The 18,112-nt window shown below is 57.8% G+C and carries 15 protein-coding genes; 4 read left to right on the top strand and 11 right to left on the bottom strand.

Translation table 11 applies throughout. The annotated features are described in order from the left end of the window. Positions 1-74 precede the first annotated feature (74 nt). Entirely contained in the window at positions 75-2,033 is a 1,959-nt protein-coding gene (gene acs / locus AC4OVS_RS20440; RefSeq protein WP_491922677.1) for an acetate--CoA ligase, read from the bottom strand. A 423-nt stretch (positions 2,034-2,456) separates the two neighbouring features. On the opposite strand from acs, the gene gltP reads away from it, so the two are divergent. Further along, on the top strand, positions 2,457-3,770 hold the full coding sequence (gene gltP, locus AC4OVS_RS20435) for a glutamate/aspartate:proton symporter GltP (RefSeq protein WP_022646765.1): 1,314 nt from the start codon (positions 2,457-2,459) through the stop codon (positions 3,768-3,770). 83 nt (positions 3,771-3,853) lie between these two features. Here gltP and AC4OVS_RS20430 read toward each other — a convergent pair whose 3' ends face one another. The 3 genes from AC4OVS_RS20430 to fdhF form a co-directional block, all read right to left on the bottom strand. Next, complete coding sequence (locus AC4OVS_RS20430; RefSeq protein ID WP_063149668.1) at positions 3,854-4,528, bottom strand: tetratricopeptide repeat protein; 675 nt, start codon at positions 4,526-4,528, stop codon at positions 3,854-3,856. A 121-nt stretch (positions 4,529-4,649) separates the two neighbouring features. Further along, positions 4,650-4,802 (bottom strand): Hok/Gef family protein, encoded by a 153-nt coding sequence (locus tag AC4OVS_RS20425; protein WP_022646767.1) that lies wholly within the window; start codon positions 4,800-4,802, stop codon positions 4,650-4,652. 320 nt (positions 4,803-5,122) lie between these two features. Next, the gene (gene fdhF, locus AC4OVS_RS20420; protein ID WP_080298763.1) at positions 5,123-7,270 is read right to left on the bottom strand and encodes a formate dehydrogenase subunit alpha; all 2,148 of its coding nucleotides are present in this window, start codon (positions 7,268-7,270) and stop codon (positions 5,123-5,125) included. 256 nt (positions 7,271-7,526) lie between these two features. Between fdhF and AC4OVS_RS20415 the strand changes: the two genes are divergently transcribed. Then, positions 7,527-8,258, top strand: a complete 732-nt coding sequence (locus AC4OVS_RS20415; protein ID WP_022646769.1) for a response regulator — start codon at positions 7,527-7,529, stop codon at positions 8,256-8,258. Here AC4OVS_RS20415 and AC4OVS_RS20410 read toward each other — a convergent pair. The 6 genes from AC4OVS_RS20410 to AC4OVS_RS20385 form a co-directional block, all read right to left on the bottom strand. Further along, positions 8,240-9,259 carry a carbohydrate kinase family protein gene (locus AC4OVS_RS20410; RefSeq protein WP_022646770.1) on the bottom strand — a complete coding sequence of 340 codons (1,020 nt, stop codon included), beginning with the start codon at positions 9,257-9,259 and terminating at the stop codon, positions 8,240-8,242. The genes AC4OVS_RS20415 and AC4OVS_RS20410 overlap by 19 nt on opposite strands. Further along, a complete protein-coding gene (locus tag AC4OVS_RS20405; RefSeq protein WP_491922765.1) occupies positions 9,259-10,119 on the bottom strand; it encodes a ketose 1,6-bisphosphate aldolase in 861 nt (286 codons plus the stop codon). Before AC4OVS_RS20405 ends, AC4OVS_RS20410 begins: the two co-directional genes overlap by 1 nt. Before the next feature lie 10 nt (positions 10,120-10,129). Beyond that, positions 10,130-10,816: a D-lyxose/D-mannose isomerase gene (locus AC4OVS_RS20400; RefSeq protein WP_023299106.1), complete on the bottom strand. Its 687-nt coding sequence runs from the start codon at positions 10,814-10,816 to the stop codon at positions 10,130-10,132. Between the two features lie 140 nt (positions 10,817-10,956). Then, complete coding sequence (locus AC4OVS_RS20395) at positions 10,957-11,898, bottom strand: ABC transporter substrate-binding protein (protein ID WP_003860240.1); 942 nt, start codon at positions 11,896-11,898, stop codon at positions 10,957-10,959. 28 nt (positions 11,899-11,926) lie between these two features. After that, positions 11,927-12,922, bottom strand: coding sequence for an ABC transporter permease subunit (locus AC4OVS_RS20390; RefSeq protein ID WP_003860239.1), 996 nt, complete (start codon positions 12,920-12,922; stop codon positions 11,927-11,929). A gap of 2 nt (positions 12,923-12,924) precedes the next feature. Beyond that, positions 12,925-14,439 (bottom strand): sugar ABC transporter ATP-binding protein, encoded by a 1,515-nt coding sequence (locus AC4OVS_RS20385; RefSeq protein ID WP_045309105.1) that lies wholly within the window; start codon positions 14,437-14,439, stop codon positions 12,925-12,927. A gap of 181 nt (positions 14,440-14,620) precedes the next feature. Between AC4OVS_RS20385 and AC4OVS_RS20380 the strand changes: the two genes are divergently transcribed. Further along, entirely contained in the window at positions 14,621-16,900 is a 2,280-nt protein-coding gene (locus tag AC4OVS_RS20380) for an ATP-binding protein (RefSeq protein ID WP_491922676.1), read from the top strand. 69 nt (positions 16,901-16,969) lie between these two features. Then, entirely contained in the window at positions 16,970-17,293 is a 324-nt protein-coding gene (yjdP, locus tag AC4OVS_RS20375; RefSeq protein WP_161177876.1) for a DDRRRQL repeat protein YjdP, read from the top strand. Between the two features lie 52 nt (positions 17,294-17,345). On the opposite strand, the gene phnP is transcribed toward yjdP, so the two are convergent. Then, positions 17,346-18,104 (bottom strand): phosphonate metabolism protein PhnP, encoded by a 759-nt coding sequence (gene phnP / locus AC4OVS_RS20370; protein WP_023305273.1) that lies wholly within the window; start codon positions 18,102-18,104, stop codon positions 17,346-17,348. Positions 18,105-18,112: the final 8 nt, after the last annotated feature.

The raw sequence follows: 18,112 nt of genomic DNA, 5'->3' as shown, positions 1-18,112 counted from the left end.
GTTAGGGTGATGGAAGGAAGGTGCGGTCTGATGCCCTCACCCCGGCCCTCTCCCACGGGGAGAGGGAGAAAACACTAGGAAGGCATTGCGATGGCCTGCTTCTCTTCGAGCAGTTTGTCTACCACGCCAGGATCGGCAAGCGTTGAGGTATCACCGAGGTTGCTGGTGTCGCCTGCTGCGATTTTGCGCAGAATACGGCGCATAATCTTGCCGGAACGGGTTTTCGGCAGTGAGTCGGTCCAGTGCAGCACGTCCGGCGTGGCCAGCGGGCCGATCTCTTTACGCACCCAGTTGCGCACCTCGGTATACAGCTCTGGCGACGGCTCTTCGCCGTGGTTCAGGGTGACGTAGGCGTAGATCGCCTGGCCTTTGATGTTGTGAGGAATGCCGACAACTGCCGCTTCGGCAATCTTCGGATGCGACACCAGCGCAGACTCAATCTCCGCCGTGCCCAGACGGTGGCCGGAAACATTCAGCACATCGTCCACGCGTCCGGTGATCCAGTAATAACCGTCTTCGTCCCGGCGCGCGCCGTCGCCGCTGAAGTACATGTTTTTAAAGGTTGAGAAGTAGGTCTGTTCGAAGCGCTCATGGTCGCCGAACAGGGTACGCGCCTGGCCAGGCCAGGAATCGACGATTACCAGGTTGCCTTCGGTGGCCCCTTCCTGCGGATTGCCTTCGTTGTCCACCAGCGCGGGCTGCACGCCGAAGAACGGACGGGTGGCCGAACCGGCTTTCAACTGCGTGGCGCCCGGCATCGGGGTGATCATGAAGCCGCCGGTTTCGGTCTGCCACCAGGTGTCCATCACCGGGCACTTCTCGTTGCCGATCTTCTTCCAGTACCACTCCCAGGCTTCCGGGTTGATCGGCTCGCCCACGGAACCGAGGATGCGCAGGGAAGAGCGGTCGGTCCCTTCGATGGCTTTATCGCCTTCCGCCATCAGCGCACGGATCGCCGTTGGCGCGGTGTAGAGAATGTTGACCTGATGCTTATCGACCACCTGGCACATACGCGCCGGCGTTGGCCAGTTAGGTACGCCTTCAAACATCAGCGTCGTTGCGCCGCAGGCCAGCGGGCCGTACAGCAGGTAGCTGTGACCGGTGACCCAGCCCACGTCGGCGGTACACCAGTAGATGTCGCCCGGATGGTAGTCGAAAACGTATTTAAAGGTGGTGGCCGCGTAAACCAGATAGCCGCCGGTGGTATGCAGCACGCCTTTCGGCTTACCAGTGGATCCGGATGTATAAAGGATAAACAGCGGATCTTCCGCGTTCATCTCTTCCGGCTGATGCTGGTCGCTCGCGTTTTCAATCAGATCGCTCCACCACAGGTCTCGGCCTTCGTGCCAGTCGATGTTGCCGCCCGTGCGTTTGAAGACAATGACGTTATGGATGGATTTCACGTTCGGGTTTTTCAGCGCTTCATCGACGTTTTTCTTCAGCGGAATGCCGCGCCCGGCACGCACGCCCTCGTCAGCGGTGATCACCAGCTTTGAGTTCGAGTCGACGATACGTCCGGCAATCGCCTCCGGCGAGAAGCCACCAAAAATAACGGAGTGGATCGCGCCGATGCGCGCGCAGGCCAGCATAGCCACCGCGGCTTCCGGCACCATCGGCATATAGATCGCCACCACATCGCCTTTTTTAATGCCCTGGGCCAGCAGCACGTTGGCGAAGCGGCAGACGTCGCGATGAAGCTCTTTATATGAGATGTGTTTGCTCTGAGAGGCATCATCGCCTTCCCAGATAATGGCCGTTTCGTTGCCGCGTTCGGCAAGATGGCGGTCCAGGCAGTTCGCCGCCAGGTTCAGCGTGCCGTCTTCATACCATTTAATGGAGACGTTGCCCGGCGCGAAAGAGGTGTTCTTTACCTTCTGATAAGGTTTGATCCAGTCGAGGATGTGGCCCTGTTCACCCCAGAATGCGTCAGGGCTGGAAATGGACTGCTGGTATTTCTCCTGGTACTGCTCCGGGCTTATCAGGCAACGGTCCGCAATGTTTGCGGGAATGTCGTGTTTGTGTATTTGGCTCATGGCTTTTTTTCTCCTTGTAAGATGTTAATAATATGTCGCAAAAACGTTAATAGTAGGGGCTTTACAAGCTTTGTTTAGTATTTGGGCGACAGATCACGCAATGTCTGAAGAGTATGAAAATTGAGCGAATGAAACTTTGAAGGGAAATAATTCATCTGAAGAATTATTCACTTTTTTGTTTGTAAAAGTTTTTTCATAACAATCGGTTATTGATGTGGATTGCTATTAATTACCGTCAATGACGCTTTTTGCAGTGAAATGCCTTGTTCTTTAAGGCTTGCGCAGCATGCCGTGCAAATGATACTCATACGGCGCGTTAAAAAATCCCATAAACCAACGCAACACAATTCATACCCTTTCAGTATGTCTCCATATTCATGCAGTTTTGCTGGTGCGGAGATTTCATTGAGGAAGTCAGTTTCTATGAAAAATTTGAAAGTCAGCCTGGCCTGGCAGATCCTGCTGGCCCTTGTGCTGGGCATCTTGCTGGGCAGTTACCTCCATTACCATAGCGACAGCCGCGAGTGGCTGATTGCGAACCTTCTCTCGCCAGCGGGCGATATCTTTATTCATCTGATCAAGATGATTGTTGTGCCGATTGTGATCTCGACGCTGGTGGTCGGTATTGCCGGGGTAGGTGATGCGAAACAGTTAGGCCGCATCGGCGTTAAAACCATTCTCTATTTCGAAGTGATCACCACGGTTGCCATCATTCTTGGTATCACCCTGGCGAACGTGTTCCAGCCAGGTTCCGGGATTGATATGTCGCAGCTGGCGACGGTGGATATTTCGAAATATCAAAGCACCACCGCCGACGTGCAGAGCCATTCGCACGGTCTGATGGGCACAATTCTGTCACTGGTTCCGACCAACATTATCGCGTCAATGGCGAAGGGCGAGATGCTGCCGATCATCTTCTTCTCAGTGCTCTTTGGTCTGGGGCTTTCTTCCCTGCCCGCGACGCACCGTGAACCGCTGGTAACGGTGTTCCGCTCTATCTCTGAAACCATGTTCAAAGTCACCCACATGGTGATGCGCTATGCGCCGGTGGGTGTTTTTGCACTGATCGCCGTAACCGTGGCGAACTTCGGCTTTGCTTCCCTGTGGCCGTTGGCGAAGCTGGTGATTCTGGTGCACTTCGCGATCCTGTTCTTCGCGCTGGTGGTGCTGGGGATTGTGGCGCGCCTGTGCGGGCTGAGCATCTGGATCCTGATCCGCATTCTGAAAGATGAGCTGATTCTGGCGTACTCCACGGCAAGCTCCGAGAGCGTGCTGCCGCGTATCATTGAGAAGATGGAGGCCTACGGTGCACCGGCGTCCATTACCAGCTTCGTTGTACCGACCGGTTACTCCTTCAACCTGGATGGTTCAACGCTGTATCAGAGTATTGCGGCAATCTTTATCGCTCAGCTGTACGGCATTGACCTGTCGCTGTGGCAGGAAATCGTGCTGGTGTTGACCCTGATGGTGACCTCAAAGGGTATCGCAGGCGTGCCGGGCGTCTCCTTCGTGGTGCTGCTGGCGACGCTGGGCAGCGTCGGTATTCCGCTGGAAGGCCTGGCGTTTATCGCCGGTGTGGACCGTATCCTCGACATGGCGCGTACCGCGCTGAACGTGGTGGGTAATGCGCTGGCGGTGCTGGTAATCTCCAAGTGGGAACACAAGTTCGACCGTAAAAAAGCGCTGGCGTATGAACGCGAGGTGCTGGGTCGTTTTGATAAAACGGCTGACCAGTGATGTAAAAATGCCGGGTGGCGGCTTCGCCTTACCCGGCCTACATAACCGTAGGCCCGGTAAGCGCAGCGCCACCGGGCAATAATTTACTCCCCGCTCAACGCATCAAACTCTTCACACCCGGTATCAAACCCTTCCGTACAGCTCAGGTTTAACCAGTAAAGCGCTTTCTGTTTATTCGGTGTGATAAAGCCTTTCTCACCCTGCCTGAACAGCATGCCTGCCCAGTACTCCGCATAGCCCGTCCGGGACAGAGCCGAACTCCGCTTGAACCACGCCGCAGCCTGCACGTCATCCTGAGGGACTTCAACGCCGTTGGCATAGATCAGCCCCAGCAGCTGTTGCGCGTCTACCGCCGAGTCGCTATCGATGTCTTCGGTCGACGTTTGCAGCAGTTTAATGGCCTGCGGGTAGTCGGTCTTGCCTGCTTGCGTGTTCACCAGCACCCGCGCCAGCATGATCGCGCCGCGTTTGCTGCCCGCAATGTTTGCCTGTTGGGCCAGAGCTTTGGCCTGTGCGTAGTCGCCCTGCGTAAAGAGGATTTGCGACAGCAGCGCCATGGCGTCGACATTGCCGCCTTTCGCCGCTTTCTCGGCCCACAGCGCCGCCTGCGCGCTGTCGCCGGAACTGAACCAGGTATCGGCAAGATAATACTGTGCGCGCGCATCGCCCGCTTCAGCCTGCTTTTTATACTGGCTGCCTATCTCATCGGCATGGGCAAACGCGGTTAAAAATAACAACAACAGAAAAAGGGTTTTCATGGATTCTTATCATCTGGGTACACGCCGCGCAGTATAATCGCGGTGACAGAAGAAAAAAACGGGTGCGTTAAGACCTCAGCATCCCACAAGCCGGGCGGAACACGGGTTCCGCCCGAAGAGGTTAGCCTGCATTACAGGCTAATTTAGCCGCCACCTCCTGATGTTCACTCTTTATTGAAAACTCACATAAGTTACCGCGAGTAATAAAGGTAAAGATCACTATCGTCAGGCAAATAATAAAGACGATGCCTAACGCAGTTTTTAATGGCGTCATGCCTTTTACTCCTTGTGAAAAAAAGAATAAGAGGCTACTCTCAACCTGTTGGGGGTTGAGGGGTAGCCTCGGGTAAATGCAAATTTCCCGGGGCTTTCCACTTTCTGTCCCTCAACAATGCTCAAGACAGAAAGTCTTAAGCACCCGCCGCATATCTTATCCCTCTGAATTAAAATGCAAAGATGTAATTAATTTTCGCGCAAATTACATTTTTCTGCGAGACGTCTTCAGAGAAATATATTGATATTATTAATAGCGATGCCAGAAATAATAATGGGGTGAATATCTCACCCCATTTAGTCAGCGATTAATTAACAGCTTCATCCCATTGCGCTTTCACGCAGGCGGGCTTTCAGCTTGTTATATTCGTCGATCACGTACTGTTCCGCTGCGCGCTGATCCGCTATGGGCTCCACGTTTACGGCGCAGTATTTATACTCCGGCGTTTTGGTTATCGGGCTTAAGTTCTCCGTCACCAGCTCGTTACAGGCGCCAATCCACCACTGGTAGGTCATATAGACCGCGCCTTTGTTCGGACGGTCGCTGACCTGCGCGCGGGTAATGATGCGGCCTTTACGCGAGTTCACCCACACCAGCGCTTCATCTTCAATACCGAGCCGTTCGGCATCGGCGGTGTTGATCTGCGCGTAGCCCGGTTCATCCGCCAGCGCCGCCAGCGCGGCGCAGTTGCCGGTCATGGAACGGCAGGAGTAATGGCCCACTTCACGCACGGTGGAGAGCACCATCGGATACTCGTCGGTGAGTTTATCGATCGGCGCGACCCAGTCGCAGGTGAAGAATTGCGCCAGCCCGTTCGGGGTGTCGAATTTTTCTTTAAAAAGGTACGACGTTCCCTGATCCGCCTCTGACTCATCCCGGCATGGCCACTGGATGTAGCCTAGCTCACCCATTTTTTCATAGGTTGCCCCATAAAAGTCCGGGCACAGATGCCGCAACTCGTCCCAGATCTCCTGTGTGTTGTTGTAGTGCATCGGGTAGCCCATGCGGGTGGCAATTTCGCTGATGATCTGCCAGTCCGTTTTCAGATCCCACTTCGGCTCGACAGCCTTGAAGAAGCGCTGGAAGCCGCGGTCTGCCGCCGTATAGACACCTTCATGCTCTCCCCAGGAGGTCGACGGTAAAATCACATCCGCCGCCGCCGCGGTTTTGGTCATAAAGATATCCTGAACAATCACCAGCTCCAGATCCTCAAACCCTTTACGCACCGCAGACAACTCGGCGTCGGTCTGGAGCGGATCTTCACCCATGATGTAGGCCGCACGCACTTCACCGTGCGCCGCGCGGTGCGGCAGCTCGCTGATGCGATACCCCGTGTGCTCAGGCAGGCTCTCCACGCCCCAGGCCTTCGCGAATTTCTCGCGATTTTCCGGGAATTTGACGTACTGGTAGCCCGGATAGGTGTCCGGCAGCGCGCCCATGTCGCACGCGCCCTGCACGTTATTCTGACCACGTACCGGGTTCACGCCCACATGCGCTTTACCCAGATTGCCGGTTAACATGGCGAGGCTGGTGAGCGAGCGCACGGTTTCCACGCCCTGGTAGAACTGGGTCACGCCCATACCCCACAGAATAGCGGCGGTTTTCGCTCCGGCGTACATCCGCGCCGCCTGGCGGATCTCCTGTGCGCTGACGCCGGTTATCGCCTCTACGGACTCCGGCGTATAGCCTTCGACAATCTTGCGATACTCTTCAAACCCTTCCGTACGGCTTGCGACAAACGCCTGGTCGTAGAGGTTCTCCTCAATAATGACGTGCCCCATTGCATTTAACAGCGCGATGTTCGAGCCGTTTTTCAGTGCGATGTGCATATCGGCAATGCGCGCGGTTTCAATTTTGCGCGGATCGCAGACGATGATTTTCGCCCCGTTCTGTTTGGCGCGAATCACGTGATTCGCGACGATAGGGTGAGAATCCGCCGGGTTATAGCCGAAGATGAACACCAGATCGGTGTTATCTATCTCATTGATGGCATTACTCATTGCGCCGTTACCGACCGACTGGTGCAGACCTGCAACCGATGGGCCGTGTCAGACGCGAGCGCAGCAGTCGACGTTATTGGTACCAATAACGGCGCGCGCGAATTTTTGCATCACATAGTTGGTTTCATTCCCGGTTCCGCGTGAGGAGCCGGTGGTCTGAATCGCATCCGGGCCATACTTGGCCTTGATGGCGCTAAGGCGCGTGGCAACATAATCCAGCGCTTCATTCCAGGAGACGGCTTCCAGCTTGCCGCCGCGCTCGCGGCGGATCATAGGGGTTTTCAGGCGCGGGGTGAGGATTTGGGTATCGTTAATAAAATCCCAGCCGTAGTACCCTTTCAGGCACAGCGTGCCCTGATTGGTTTTACCCTGCGCCGCTTCCGCCCGGACGATTTTGCCGTTATCGACCACCAGGTGGATCTTGCAACCTGAGGCACAATAAGGGCAAACCGTGACGACTTTTTTCATCGCTTTGCTCCAGTTAAACAGTTCTTACCTGCCCAATATGCAGCTTCTATGCCATGTTTTTACTATGGGTATTTCCTGACTTTACGACCCTTTGCGGGGCAAAACCCTGACGAAAAACAGCCAATCGTCAAAATTGACGTGTCGAAAGGGCAGGGGATGTGACATGGATTGAATTTCCGTCACGTAAAAAACAATTCGGCTGGAGCCGGCGGCAGAATGGTTCAGACTTAACATAATTCCCTGACGGAAGCATGCGATGAAACCGGCGATTCTGGTGGTTGATGATGATGTCGCAGTCTGCGAACTGCTACAGGATGTGCTCAGCGAGCACGTCTTTACCGTGCTGACGTGTCACACCGGTCAGGAAGCGGTGAACCGTGTCCAGCAGGACTCCGGCATTGCGCTGGTTCTGCTGGACATGATGCTGCCGGATATCAACGGATTACAGGTTTTGCTGCAGATGCAAAAGCGGCGACCGTCGCTACCGGTGGTGATGCTGACGGGGCTGGGAAGTGAATCAGATGTGGTTGTCGGGCTGGAAATGGGCGCTGATGATTACATCGGAAAACCGTTCAATCCGCGCGTGGTGGTCGCCCGCGTTAAGGCGGTGCTGCGTCGTACCGGCGCGCTGGCCGCGGAGCCTGCCGCGCCGCGCGTTGAGGGTATTGCTTTTAACGGCTGGACGCTGGACACCACCCGCTGCGAGCTGAGCGATCCGCAGCGTAATACCGTGCCGTTAACCCAGGGCGAATATGGCCTGCTGCTGGCATTAACGCAAAACGCCCGCCGGGTACTGAGCCGTGAACAGCTGCTTGAACTGACCCACAGCGAAAGCGCCGAGGTCTTTGACCGCACTATCGACGTGCTGATCATGCGGCTGCGGCGAAAAATTGAGGTCAATCCGCACCAGCCTCTGCTGATCAAAACCATTCGCGGTCTGGGCTATGTTTTTGCCACGGACGTTTCCCATCATGAGAAAGCCGCCTGACCGTTCTCCTGAATAAACGTCTGAAGCTCGGCCAGCGTTTTCGCGCCGTCAATTGCATTAGCCGCCAGCAGGCTGGCCCGCGCGCAGGCGTGCGCCAGATAAATACTCTCCGTCAGCGGCAGGGATTCATGGCAGCCGTATAAAAAGCCCGCGCAAAACGCGTCGCCCGCGCCGACGCTGCCGATAATCTCGTCCTGCGTCAGCTTCCACGACGGAACCCATTGCCCTTTTTCACCCGGCGATTCACCCCATGCCCCTTCCGGACAGTGGATCACCACCCGCTGCCGCACGCCTGCCGCCAGCAGCTGTGCGGCAGCGTCGGCGATATGGGCCATGTTCAGCGCATCATGGCTGTCGCGGATCTCAAGCCCGCTAAACTCACCGGCTTCCAGCTCGTTAATCACCAGATAATCAAGATGGCGCAGGGCAGGGAGCACCAGCGGCTGATAGCGCGGGTCGCCCTTGCGGGACACCAGATCGAGCGAGGTTTCATACCCCTGATCGTGCATCTGTGCCAGTAACCGCGCGCTGCGGGTGCCAAATTCCTCGTCCGGCATATCCAGGCTGTCGAGCAGCAGCAGATAGCCGAGATGGAAGATCTTCAGCGATCCGTCTAAACGATCGAAGGCGGGAAGATCCAGCAGGCGGTTGGCGCCCGGCGAGTGGAAAAAGGTGCGCTGTCCGCTGGGGTCGGTCATCACCTGCGACATCGACGTTGGGGAGAACGTCGTGCGCTGCACGCGCTGGCGATTGACGTGATACTGGTCGAGCATCGCCAGAATATAGTCTCCGTCGCTGTCTTCCCCAATCAGCCCCACCGCCTGTAACGGCAGGCCGACGTGCATTTTTGCCAGCGTCAGCAGAACGTTGAGCGGCGCACCGCCGGTTGAGCGTTCGCTGTGGGTGATTTCTGCCAGCCAGCCGCGCTCCGGCCACTGTACGATCTGGTGGACGTGATCCACCAGCATATTGCCTGCGGCGACGATCCCTTTGCGTTCCATTAGGCCTGCCCCGCACTGCCGAAGATGCGCATCTGTTCCGCAACCGTATCGGTAATGGCCTCTTCAATGCCCAGCAGCAGCTCGGCAAACTCATCGTAAAGCGGTTGGCGGTTCGCCATGCGTTGCTCAACGGCGGCAAGTGCGGCCTGCGACATGCCGGTATAGAAATTGATTTTATGAATACCGAGTTCAATGGCGCGGCGGAAATCAGTGTCGCTTATGCCAGAGCCACCGTGTAAAACCAGCGGCAGGCCCGTCTGCTGGCGAATGGCGTCCAGACGCGGAAAATCAAGCTTCGGCTCGCCCTTGTATTTGCCGTGCGCGTTGCCAATGGCGACCGCCAGCGCGTCGATACCGGTTAAATCGACAAACTCGCGCGCCAGCCGCGGATCGGTGAAGAAGGCTTCATCCGCATGCCCGTAAAGCGCGCCCCCTTCATCCCCGCCTACCGCGCCCAGCTCCGCCTCTACCGAGACGCCCACCGCGTGGCACATCTTCACCACTTCCCGCGTCTGGCGGATATTTTCCTCATAGCTCAGCGTCGAGCCGTCGAACATCACCGAGCTGAACCCTAAGCGCAGGGCGCGCACGACGGCCTCAAAATGCAGCCCGTGGTCGAGGTTAAGCACCACGGGAATATCGTGACGGGCAGCTTCGAATTTCACCGCTTCCACCAGCGACTCCAGAGACACGTACTTAAAATGCACTTCGGCGATGTTGATGATAAACGGCGAGCGTTCCTGCTTCGCGGCGGCAAACAGCGCGCGCAGGAAATGGGAGTCGAGCACGTTGAACGCGCCCAGGGCGTAGCGGTGTTCCCTGGCGTGGGCCAGACCGTCGGCAAGAGAAATCAATGGCATCATTCACTCCTTATATCCGAAAGAGGGTGTACTCGTTGCACAGCACCAGCACCGCCGGTTCGTCTTCTTCAATGGTGTTGTAGCGGTCAATGGGCTGTAAAAAGTGGTTGTCGTGTTCATCGTCATTGACCGACGACACTTCGCCCACCAGCACGTCACCAAAGCCGCGTTCACCCCAGAAACTGTGGTACAGGCCGGGCGTCAGACAGATGCTCTCCCCAGGCGTGAGGCGCAGCTGGCTGCCGGGCGCGTGCGTCTGCCGACAGCCGTCTATCGTGACGGTCACGTCGGTGTTTTCGGTCTCTTCATGCGCGCCCGCATTCCATAACTCAATAATCAGATTCCCGCCGCCGCGGTTAATAATGTCCTCCCGCTTGCGCCAGTGAAAATGCATCGGCGTCACCTGGCCGTCGCGGACATGCATGATTTTTTCGGCATAGCACTTTTCATAGGGCACGCCGTTGGGGGAGCCGTTGCGCAGGGTGAAAAGCGTCAGGCCCTGGGTGGCAAAGCTGTTGCCGCCGAACGCCGTCACGTCCCAGCCGAGCCTGAGGTCGAACACCTCCTGCCATGCTGCCTGGTCAAGCTGCTGCCATTTTGTCGGCGGAAAGCTGGCAAACGGCGGGAGATGCACGCCGTGCATGGAGAAGAACTGCCGCGTGTGGCCGAGGATTTCATTTATGTCGGAGCGTTTCATGGGGACTCCTTGAGTTTTTGCCGCCCCCTTACCCTAACCCTCTCCCCAAAGGGGAGAGGGAACTTGAACACCCTCTCCCCAAAGGGGAGAGGGAACTTGAACACCCTCTCCCCTTTGGGGAGAGGGCCGGGGTGAGGGGCTTACTTAACCGTCCAACCCTTATATGTGCCGACGTTCTTTTTATCGATCATCGTCACCGGGATCAGCACGGGCTCTTTCGGCGCAGGTTTGCCCTGAAGAATGTCATAGCCGATCTCCACCGCCTTCGCCGCCATCACCTGCGGATCCTGCGCCGGGGTAGCAACAAACAGCGAGTTTTCGCGCTTCAGGGCTTCTTCACCATCCGGGCTGCCATCCACGCCAACGATAAAGAATTCATTGCGTTGCGCCTGTTTAGCCGCCAGATCGGCGCCGATCGCGGTCGGATCGTTAATCGCGAATACGCCGTCGATCTTCGGATTGGCCGCCAGCAGGGAGGTCATGACCTCCAGGCCGCCTTCGCGGCTGCCTTTGGCGTTCTGATTATCCGAGAGCACTTTGATATCCGGGTGGCGCCTGAACTCGGTCTGGCAGCCCTCCACGCGGTTTTGTACCGCAGAAACCGGCGGTCCGTTGATGATCACCACGTTGCCTTTACCTTTCAGGCGGTCGGTAATGTACTTACAGGCCATTTCTCCCGCCTGAGTGTTATCGGAGGTGATGGTCGCATCGGCCCCTTCCGCCGCCACGTCCACCGCCACGACCACGATCCCCGCCTCTTTAGCGCGTTTTACCGCGGGGCCGATCCCTTTGGAATCCGCGGCATTGAGGATGATCATGTCTACTTTCGCCGCAATGAAGTTATCGATCTGCGACACCTGCTGGCCCAGATCGTACCCGCTGGAGACCAGCGTCACCTTGACGTTGTCCCCCGCCAGCTTGCGCGCTTCCAGCTCGGCACCTTTGGTGATCTGCACGAAGAATGGGTTAGCCAGGTCACCCACCGTCACGCCGATGGATTTCAGATCTTTTGCCTGCGCAAACGGGGTTGCGGCCAGCAGCGCGCCAGCACAGAGCGCGGTCACTAAGGGCTTCAATCTCATGCTGTATTCCTCACGTAGGGTATTGTTGTTATGCACTTTGATGGTGTCGGGTACGGTATTTGTCGATCAGCACCGCTATGATGATCACCGCCCCTTTGATCACCAGCTGCCAGAAATAGGAGACGCCCATCAGCGTCATGCCGTTGTTGAGGGTGGCGATGATCAGCGCGCCCACCAGGGTGCCGGTGATCGTGCCGATCCCGCCGACGAAGCTGGTGCCGCCGAGGATCACCGCCGCAATCGCATCCAGCTCGTACCCCGTGCCGAGGTTGCCGTTGGCGCTGTAGAGACGTGAAGCGCTCATCACGCCGCCTAAGCCCGAGAGCAGGCCACTCATGCCGTAGACAAACAGCAGCACCAGCCAGACCTTAATGCCGGTTAAGCGTGCCGCCTGCATGTTGCCACCAACCGCATAGATGTGAACGCCGAGGGTGGTGCGGCGCAGGATGAACCAGCACACCACAATCACCGCCAGGGCGATCACCACCAGCCACGGAATCGGGCCGAGGTAGTTATTGCCGATCCACTCGAAGTTAATGTTGGAGTTAATAACCGTCGTGCCGTCCGCCAACAGGTAGGCCGCGCCGCGCAGCGCCGTATAGGTGCCGAGCGTGACGATAAACGGCGGAAGTCCGGCGAAGGCCACCAGCGCACCGTTGAACAGCCCCAGCACCATACCGAGCATCAGCGCCGCCGGAATGGAGAGCATCGCAAATTCAGGGATAAGCGACACTACCATCGCCGCCACTGCCGTGGTGCCCAGAATCGAGCCCACGGAGAGGTCAATCCCGCCGGTCAGGATGATGAAGGTCATCCCGGCCGCCAGCACAATGTTGATCGACGCCTGCCGGGTAATGTTGAGTAGGTTGCTCTCGGTGAAAAAGTTCGGGGCGATAAAGCCAAATACCGCCACAATCAGGATTAAAATCGGCAAAATGCCGATCGTTTGCATCAGATCGCTCATCAGCATTTTTTTGGCGGAGGCGGATTTCGCCACCTGCTGCGGATGGGTTGGAGTTGTCATAATTACACCGCCTGATGATGTGTGTCGTTTACGCCGGTTGCCAGCGTCATGATGTTTTCCTGAGAGATGTCGCGCCCGTGCAGTTCACCCGCAATGCTGCCTTCCCGCATCACGTACACCCGGTCGCTCATCCCTACTACTTCCGGCAGCTCGCTGGAGATCATCAGTATCGCAACGCCTTTGCGCGCCATCTGGTTCATGATGCGGTAGATCTCGCTTTTTGCGCCGACGTCTACGCCGCGCGTGGGCTCGTCCAGAATCAGAATGCGCGGGCCTATCGCCACCCAGCGGGAGATCAGCAGTTTTTGCTGGTTGCCGCCGGAGAGCCCGCCCGCGCGCACCTGTGAATGGGGCACGCGGATATTGAGCAGGGCGATGGCGTCGTCGGAAATAGACTGCGCTTTTTTGCGGTTCAGCCAGCCGAAGGTGGCGTCGCGCTCCAGCGTCGCCATGGTGATGTTCTCCTGCGCCGCCAGCTCCAGAAACAGACCTTGCTCCTTGCGGTTCTCGGTAAGAAAACCGATGCCGTTCTCAATGGCCGCGCGCGGGGAGTGGATCACCACCGGTTCGCCGTCCACCTCAATCATGCCGCCGGTGGCTTTGCGCACGCCGAAGATCAGCTGCGCCAGCTCGGAACGCCCGGCCCCGACCAGCCCCGCCAGCCCGACGATTTCACCGGAGCGCACCTGCAAACTGCACGGCTGTACTTTTTTGCCGTCGGTGAGGTGGTGGACGTTAAGACGCGGGCTGCCGAGGGGAATATCGCGCTCTTTGTTAAACAGATCGCTGAGCGGACGGCCCACCATCATGCGCACCAGCTCGGAGGCGTTGAGCTTGTCGCGCGTCAGGCTGCCGACGTATTGCCCGTCGCGTAGCACGCTGACGCGGTCAGAGAGTTCATACACTTCCGCCATCCGGTGGCTGATGTAAATAATCGCCATGCCTTCATCGCGCAGGCGCAAAATCAGTTCGAACAGACGGTGGGTTTCGCGTGAGGAGAGGGCGGCGGTAGGTTCGTCCATCACCAGAATGCGGCTGTTGCGGTGCAGGGCGCGGGCGATCTCCACCTGCTGCTGCTCGGCGATGGTCAGTTTCATGACCAGGTCGGTGGCGCTGAACTGCGCACCGAGGCGGTCAATGACCGCCTGCGCCTGGGCAGCCATCTCTTTGCGCTGGACCAGCCCGCCGCGCGACAGCTCGCTGCCGAGAAAAATGTTTTCCGCCACGGTCAGGTTAGGAGCAAGCTGCATCTCCTGATAAATCAGGGTAATGCCTGCGGCCAGCGCATCCTTCGGCCCTTTGATATGAAACGGCTTACCGTCGATGAGGATGTCGCCGCTGCTGGCGGTATAGGCACCTGCGAGGATCTTCATCAGCGTGCTTTTTCCGGCGCCGTTTTCCCCCATCAGCGCGTGGATCTCACCGGGGAAAACCGTCAAATCCACGCCCTTGAGCGCGTGGAAATTGCCAAAGGTTTTGGCAATGTGGCGCATCTCTAAAACCGGGGTTCTGCTCATGGCGGATCTCCTGTGAATGTCGATATCTGCACTTCATCACAGGCGCGTAAATGCAAAATGTCAGAAGCTGTTCATATTTGTCATAGTTATGAATAGCTAATCGCCATCACATTTTCCTTTTCCCTCTCCCTGTGGGAGAGGGCCAGGGTGAAGGCACCAATCCGCAGAGGAGCCCAAACCCATGTCTTCACGCCCCCCGTTCTTCACCAGCGCCCGCGGACGCCTGCTGATTTTTAATCTGCTGGTGGTCGCCGTCACGCTGATGGTCAGCGGTGTGGCGGTGCTCGGCTTTCGTCACGCCAGCCAGATCCAGGAGCAGGTCCAACAGCAAACGCTGGATGACATGACCGGCAGCATGAACCTCGCCCGTGATACCGCAAATGTGGCAACGGCGGCGGTGCGGCTGTCGCAGGTGGTCGGTGCGCTGGAGTACAAAGGCGAAGCCGAGCGGCTGAAACAGACGCAGATGGCGCTGCGCCACTCGCTGGATCAACTTGCCGATGCGCCGCTGGCGCAGCAGGAGCCGGCGCTGGTGGCGCGAATTATTCGCAGGAGTAATGAATTACAGCAGAGCGTGACGGGAATGCTGGAGCGCGGGCAAAAGCGGCATCTGGAGCGTAACGCGCTGCTCAGCTCGCTCTATCAAAGCCAAAGCTACCTGCGTCATTTGCAGGATATCAACCGCCGTTACGCGAGCAATGTGCCAGACGCCCGACAGCTTGCAGAGATGGACAGGCTGATCGTTGCCGCCATTGATACCCCTTCACCGCGCGCCACGGTGCAGCAGCTGGATGCAGTAACCGCGGGGTTATCCGCGAGCGCCCTGCAACCGGTGGCCAACCTGGTGCTCCCGGATTTTAATGATGAGCTGCGCAAGCTCGCACCACTGTCGACGCAGCTGGAGGAGAGCGATCTGTCCATCAGCTGGTACATGTTCCACATCAAGGCGCTGGTGGCGATATTAAACAGCGACATTAATCAGTACGTTGAACAGGTGGCGCAGGCTTCCCGGCTTCGCACGGCCCAGAGCCATCACGAGCTGCAATCCATCAGCGTGTTTATCAGCATCTTCGCGGTGCTGGCGCTGATCATCACCGGCTGTGCCTGCTGGTATATTTACCGCAATCTGGGCTCCAACCTGACGGCTATCTCAAGGGCGATGTCGCGTCTCGCTCACGGGGAGCAGGATGTGTTGGTGCCCGCGCTACAGCGGCGTGATGAGCTGGGGGAACTGGCGCGCGCGTTTAACGTTTTCGCCCGCAATACCGCTTCGCTGGAGCACACCACGCGGCTGCTGAAGGAGAAGACCTCACAGATGGAGGTTGACCGCATCGAACGTCAGGGGCTGGAGGAGGCGCTGCTGCACAGCCAGAAAATGAAGGCGGTCGGGCAACTGACGGGTGGCCTGGCGCATGATTTTAATAACCTGCTGGCGGTGATTATCGGCAGTCTGGAGCTGACCGATTCGGCATCACCGGACGCGCCGCGCATCACCCGTGCGCTTAAAGCCGCGGAACGCGGAGCCATGCTCACCCAGCGTCTGCTGGCCTTCTCGCGCAAGCAATCCCTGCAACCCCATGCGGTAGAGATGAAGCCGCTGCTGGAGAACCTGAGCGAGCTGATGCGGCACTCGCTTCCCGCCACGCTGACGCTGGATATTGAAGCGCAAACCCCGGCGTGGCCCGCATGGATTGACGTCAGCCAGCTGGAAAACGCCATTATCAACCTGGTAATGAACGCCCGTGACGCAATGGAGGGGCAATACGGTGTGATCAAAATCCGCACCTGGAACCAGCGTGTGACCCGCAGCGACGGGCGCAGGCAGGATATGGTCGCGCTGGAGGTGATTGACCACGGCTGCGGGATGTCGCAGGAGGTGAAATCGCAGGTCTTTGAACCGTTCTTCACCACCAAACAGACCGGCAGCGGCAGCGGGCTAGGGCTGTCGATGGTGTACGGCTTTGTGCGCCAGTCGGGTGGTCGCGTTGAGATCGAAAGCGCGCCGGGGCAGGGAACCACCGTGCGGCTCCAGCTGCCGCGCTCGACGCTGCCCGCGTTCTCCGATGATGTCGTGCTGGCGACCACGGCCCCGGCAGAAAGTGAGCTGCTTGTGCTGGTCCTGGAAGATGAGGCGGGCGTGCGTCAGACCCTGTGCGAGCAACTGCACCAGCTTGGCTACCTGACACTTGAAGCCGAAAACGGCGAGCAGGCGCTGAACATGCTGGACGCGTCGCCGGATATCGGTATGTTTATCAGCGACCTGATGTTGCCGGGCGGCCTGAGCGGTGCGGAGGTGATCGGCCATGTACGCAGCCACTATCCGCAGTTGCCGGTTCTGCTGATCAGCGGGCAGGATTTGCGCCCGGCGCATAACCCGCAGCTGCCGGACGTTCCGTTACTGCGAAAACCGTTCACCCGCGCACAGCTGGCGCAGGCGCTGCGCAAGGTGATGGTAATTTGAGATTCCTCCGCTACTCCCGCTAACAGCCAGTCATTACTTTAAGGCCAGTTCACCTGCGAGTCTGGCCTTATGAAACGTTACTCTACCGCTCTGTTATTGGGTCTGCTGACTTTAACCAGCCAACTGGCGCATGCCGATGTGATTGATGATGCTATTGGCAATATTCAGCAGGCGATCAACGACGCCTATAACCCCGGCAGCAGCCGTAATGACGATGACGACGATCGTTACGATCGCAGCCGTCAAACCGACAGCCGCCAGTACGACGACCGTCGCCGGCAGTTAGAAGACCGACGCCAGCGCTTAGACGAGCGTCAGCGGCAGCTGGATGACGACCGGCGTCGGTTAGAGGAGGATGAGCGCCGGTTGGAAGACGATTACGATCGCGGCTAAGTGCGGCCTGTTGCCCTCACCCCAACCCTCTCCCACGGGAGAGGGAGAAAACCTAATCCAGCACCAGCACCATCCCGTCATACCCCGCTTCAATGCCGGACGGCAGCGGGTTATCCATCATCCAGACGTCAAACTGATGGCTGATATGCGTCAGGATCACCTGCGGACAGCCAATCACCTCGTTCAGCGCAATCACCGTATTCAAATCACAGTGGTTGCGCGGCGTCTCCTGGCGCGGTTCATGGCTACAGTCAATAATCATCGCCTGCGGCTGATTATTTAGCAGAAACGTCACCGTTTTATCCGGTAGCCCGGCGGTATCAGAAAGCCACGCCACGCGGCTGTGGGCGGACTCCAGCAGATAGCCAAATGTGAGTTTTGAATGGTTGAGCGGCAGCGGCGTGACCCGCAAGCCCTGAAGTTCAAACGTCACAAACGGCTCCACCGTGTGGCTGAAATCGAGAAGGCCCGGATGTTTGAACAGGTCGTCACAGCCTGCGTCGTCCGGCGGACCGTAAACCGGAATGGTCGCTCCCACGCCCCAGCGCAGAGGAAACAGCCCCTGAACGTGATCCATATGATAGTGGGTAAGCAAAAACTGCCTGAAACTCCCCGCGGGCCAGTCGTCCATCAGGTGTGGAATACCCGCGTCCAGCAAGGTGACCGCATCGTTGAATTTCACCGCCGCGCTGCAGGGGCGACGGCGATAATTTTCCTGCAAACGCGCCCGTCGGCACGCCGCGCAGTCGCAGCCAAACACCGGCACCAGCTGCGCCCCTCCGGTTCCTGTCAGCGTGATCGTCAGACTCATAACGCACC

Source organism: Enterobacter sp. 4974935, assembly GCF_058661735.1.
This window is presented reverse-complemented; position numbering and strand designations above follow the sequence as displayed.